Source organism: Salinicola sp. V024, assembly GCF_052645315.1.
The window spans coordinates 1-4,599 of the sequence record NZ_JBQXYB010000030.1 but is presented as its reverse complement, the minus strand read 5'-3'; the positions used below and the strand labels follow the sequence as shown (position 1 = coordinate 4,599).

4 protein-coding genes and 2 pseudogenes are annotated in these 4,599 nt (G+C 54.0%); 3 read left to right on the top strand and 3 right to left on the bottom strand.

What is annotated here, in order from left to right; translation table 11 throughout:
• Positions 1-107: 107 nt before the first annotated feature.
• Both ACUN9V_RS19785 and ACUN9V_RS19780 read left to right on the top strand, forming a co-directional pair.
• Positions 108-1,283 (top strand): phosphorylase family protein, encoded by a 1,176-nt coding sequence (locus tag ACUN9V_RS19785; protein WP_445512658.1) that lies wholly within the window; start codon positions 108-110, stop codon positions 1,281-1,283.
• 261 nt (positions 1,284-1,544) lie between these two features.
• Positions 1,545-1,829, top strand: a complete 285-nt coding sequence (locus tag ACUN9V_RS19780; RefSeq protein ID WP_445512657.1) for a hypothetical protein — start codon at positions 1,545-1,547, stop codon at positions 1,827-1,829.
• Positions 1,830-1,840: 11 nt separating this feature from the next.
• Here the strand turns inward: ACUN9V_RS19780 and ACUN9V_RS19775 are convergent, their stop codons facing one another.
• The gene (locus ACUN9V_RS19775) at positions 1,841-2,689 is read right to left on the bottom strand and encodes an AraC family transcriptional regulator (protein ID WP_445512656.1); all 849 of its coding nucleotides are present in this window, start codon (positions 2,687-2,689) and stop codon (positions 1,841-1,843) included.
• A 98-nt stretch (positions 2,690-2,787) separates the two neighbouring features.
• A pseudogene (locus ACUN9V_RS19770) lies at positions 2,788-3,817 on the bottom strand (integrase core domain-containing protein).
• Between the two features lie 73 nt (positions 3,818-3,890).
• Here ACUN9V_RS19770 and ACUN9V_RS19765 point away from each other — a divergent pair.
• Positions 3,891-4,148 (top strand): annotated as a pseudogene (locus tag ACUN9V_RS19765) (integrase core domain-containing protein); the annotation flags it as partial.
• Between the two features lie 36 nt (positions 4,149-4,184).
• Here the strand turns inward: ACUN9V_RS19765 and ACUN9V_RS19760 are convergent.
• Positions 4,185-4,484: a ketopantoate reductase family protein gene (locus ACUN9V_RS19760; RefSeq protein ID WP_445512655.1), complete on the bottom strand. Its 300-nt coding sequence runs from the start codon at positions 4,482-4,484 to the stop codon at positions 4,185-4,187.
• Between the last annotated feature and the right edge of the window lie 115 nt (positions 4,485-4,599).

Here is a 4,599-nt window from a genome sequence, read left to right as displayed (position 1 = left end):
AACACAAGGCCTCGCCAGACGTTGGACTGGCGAACCCCACTGGAAGTCTACGCCGAGGTGCTCAAGAAATCCGTCGGCGGACCGAGCACCCTTCAATAGCGTTGCACTTGGAACTTGAGACCGCCGAGATTCCGGAATGTACGAATAATATTGACGTTGCTCGAGACGGCATTGAAGCAAAAGAAAAACTAAAAGGTAAGTTTTATGATTTAATGGTTCTTGATATCGCCTTGCCCCTATCATCCGATCAAGACCCCGATCCAATGGGTGGCGTGAAGTTGCTTGAAGAATTAGCTGAAAGGGATGTCTTTAACAAACCGCGAGAAGTAATTGGCCTAACGGCGTTTAATGATATCAGAATAAGATCAAACGAAAAGCTAAGTAATCATCTTTGGCAAGTGCTACAGTATGACATAGCTTCCAATGAATGGCTCGAGCGAATTAAAAGGAAAGTATACCATATATTGGAAACGAAAGGTGCTGCTGAAGCTTTGAAAGAATATGAATATGACGTTTGTATAATAACTGCGTTGAAAGAGCCAGAGCTTAAAGCCGTGCTTAACTTGCAGTGGAACTGGCAGTTAATAAGTGATGATAGTGATCCAGCGGACTATTACAAAGGTAATGTGTTTTCATATGATGGATCTAGTTCATATTCGGTTGTGGCGGCTTGTGCTCCTAGAATGGGAATGACTGCATCTTCCATTTTGGCCACTAAAATGATATTAAAGTTCAAGCCAAGATACGTGGTTATGGCTGGTATAACTGCAGGGGTTAGAGATAAGGTCAATTTGGGTGACGTTGTAATTGCTGACCCAAGCTGGGATTACGGTAGTGGTAAGCAAACGTTAAGTGATGAAGGCTCACACTTTCACGCAGCCCCTAATCAAATATCTTTGGATCCATTTATCAAGTCAAGGGCTTCTAAGTTAAGCTCGGATAAAGAGTTTTTGTCTGAGTTGGCGAAATATTGGCCAACGGATCTACCCAATGTTGTCAAAGTTCACATTGGCCCGGTCGCTTCCGGTGCAGCTGTATTAGAGGATACAGCGCTGGCTAAGCATATTCAAAGCCAGCATCGAAAATTGATGGGTATCGAAATGGAGACCTATGGGGTTTATGCCGCGTGTCAAGACTCTCCTCTACCGCAGCCTAAAGCTATATCTCTAAAATCCATATGTGATTTTGCGGATTCTGATAAAAATGACACTTACCAAGAATATGCGGCTTACACTAGCGCTTCGGCAGTAAAAATGCTTGTAGAAAGGTATTTGTTTAGTTAGTAAGTATTTTGATGCTGCCAGTTGCTTCCATCGCAGGCGCTTTAATGCTTGTCTTGGATCTTCTTATCATAACTCGCGCCGCCATCTTCTTGGGTACACAGGACGTCTACTACGCCGTGCGTGAAGTCTACGGCAAACCGTCGGTTCTAGGCGAGGTTGATGGCGAATTGGGAGGTGCTGACTGCCTGCTGCTATGCCACTTACGAGGGCGACGCAAAGCAGCGCGGTTTTCAGAACACACTGTGAACGATCGGCTTTAAGGTGAAGCTAAATCCGTTCATCCAGCGCGCGGACGGTTCCACTAGGGAAAACTTTACCCTGCTAGCGCTGAAGATTTGTAAGGTGTATGACAAGCGCGTCGAGGTCTACGGCTTGCCCAAGCTCACCGCCCATTCCCTCATCAATGCCGCGAGCCAGTTCATAACGATCGAGGGCGACTGCTGGTGGATCGATGAGCTGATGGGCGTGCTATCTGCGAGTCGCCGTCAAGCACCCTTGCGGCTCAAGGTATTTTCGCAATACCAACTATCCGGAAGTTCCGGATAGTTCGGCTCTCGTTAGATCACGAATGTCCGCGATGACCTGGTCCACGGCTGTAATCCTGCATCAGCACGGCCTAGCAACTCCTCTCCCTGACGTCTAGCCGCGCGAACGAAGGCGGTTGGGGATTGACCGAGAACCTTACGAAACATGCTGGAGAAGGCGCCGGGGCTGTCGTAGCCGAGTTCCAGCGCGGTTCGGGTAACGGAGCTGCCTGCTAGCAGTCTGGGAACGGCGGCCATCAGGCAGGCTTGTTGGCGCCATACGGCAAACGACAGGCCGGTCTGCTGACGGAACAGACGATTGAAGGTGCGTTGGCTGCGATGTAGTTGCCGCGCCCAGTCTTCGGGCAGGCTATGGATATGCGGCTGGCCGAGAAAGTCTCTACACAGGCTGGCCAGTTCGGGATCCCGGGGCAAAGGCGCAAACAGTGGCAGCGATGGCGCCAGTTGCAGCTCGCACAGCAGGAGTTGGGCGAGGGCGCCATCGCGACCGCTCTCGTCATAGAGCGCGGGCATGTTGGCGGAGGCCAGCAGCAGATGATGCAGCAGCGGCGACACGACCAGCACTTCGCAACCGGGGGAGTTACGTGGCGCCGCAATCGGTTCGATATACAGGCTGCGAGTACTGACGCCGTTCATCCGCACCCGGTGGCGCTTGCCTGCCGGCAACCAGACACCGCTGTAGGGCGGTACCATCCAGGTGCCGTCATCGGTATTCACTTCCATCAAGCCTGTCATGCCGTAGAGAAACTGGGCACGACGATGGATGTGAAAGTCGAGCAGGGTGCCAGGGCTGTAGTCGGTGCCGATGGCCACGATGGGCCGGGCGACATGATCCACGTCCGCCAGGAGAGTATTGCGCATTTGAACTCAGTGTGGCCGAAACACGACGATTATTGGTCAACGGGCGAATGTGACCTTCCCCCTAGTTTAGGTCCGCTATCAATGTAAGAAACCGCTCCTCATGCGCACTGCTCGGTATATGCTACCGGCGGTAAATAACCCAGTGAACTGTGCAGTCTGATATGGTTGTAGTGGGTCCTCCATTGCGTGATTTCGTGTCGTGCATCCGCCAGGCTCAGGAACCAATGCTGGTTGAGACAGCCGTCCCGGAACTTGCCGTTGAAGCTTTCGATGAACGCATTCTGCGTCGGCTTGCCCGGCTGGATGAAGGCCAAGGTCACCTTTCCGCTCACGCGCTCAGAAGAACATCGCCTTGCTGGTCAGCTCCGGCCCGTTATCGCAGACAATCGAGGCCGGCAGGGAGCGCTGTTGTGCGATCTCGTCCAGGAACCGAGCCAAGCGACGGCCGGAAATGGACGTATCTGCCAGTTGGCCGACACACTCCCGGCTAAAGTCTTCACGATGTTCAGCACGCGGAAGCGACGCCCCGAGGCCAACTGATCCGAGACGAAGTCCAGCGACCAGCGCTGGTTGGGGCAGTCCGGCAGTGGCATCGGTGCCCTCGACCGGATCAGCCGCTTGCGCCGTCGGGTCCGGACCTGGAGGCCTTCCTGACGCAACAGTGCATGCAGCAGCAGGTAGCCGTAGCGGGGATAGCAGGTCGCCAAGCTTGCGGGTGTGCCCGAAGCGGCGCGTCGTCTCGCGATATCGCCTAGTACCGAGCCACTGATCTTGCCAGGCCCAATAGTCGACAGGCACCTCGCTGGCTGAGCCAGCCGCCTGTCACCAGGTGCTTCACCGCACGCCGCTTCGCTTCGGGCGTCACCACTTTCCCGAGACGATCTCCTTGAGCGCGGCATTTTCGAGGACACTCTCCGCCACCAGCTTCTTCAGCCGGGAGTTCTCGGTCTCCAGCTCGCGTAGGCGCTTGGCCTCCGAGACCTCCATGCCGCTGTACTTGGCTTTCCAACGGTAGAGGGTCTATTTGGTCACGCCGTTCTGCCGGGCTAGCTCGGCAACCGAGACGCCGCGCTCGTTAGCCTTGAGGATGCTGATGATTTGCTCTTCGGTATATCGGTTACGCTTCATCGCGAGATCTCCTGCTATCAGGATAAACGTAGCAGAAATCTCACATTGAGGCTGGACCGGTTTTCGGGGGAAGGTCAATCCGTCGGTGGGCAGCAAGGGCGACAGCTACGATAATGTACTGGCCGAGGCCATCAAGGGTCTGTACAAAGTGGAATTGATCCATCGGTGCGGTCCTTGGAAATCCATGGAATCCGTGGAGCCGGCCACACTGGAGTGGGTGTTCTAGTTCAACCACCAGCGACTGATGGGGCCACTGGGGTATATCCCGCCGGCAGAAGCTGAGGCAAACTACTACCGGCAGTTAGACAGTCAGGCCACTATCACAGTCTGACTTAAACCAACTAGCCTCTGCGAAACCCGGGGCGGTTCACCGCGTATGGCGTTCACCATCTTCGTATAATGCCAAAATATCGGAAACTGCGCGGTTACATGGCGTCGCAATTCCTAACTCGCGCCCATAAGTGGCGACTGCACCTGACAGCCAAGCTACTTCCAAACGGTTGCCATTAGCGAGATCATGCGCCATTGAAGCACGCATATCGTATGGCAAGCTATCACAGAATTCGAGCCGGTCGTCAGCAAAACCATAAGGCAAGTTGACACCACGAGCCCGCCCTATTTCAACGACCTCATTCATTACTTCGTAAAGGAAGGTTGGCGGTCTCAATGACCAAGCGCAACACGTGACCCATCAGGTACGGTGTTGCCATGAACCACTGCTATCGCCATCTTTCTGCTGAAGACCGGGCCGCCATCATGATGATGCGAGCCACGCATTCGAT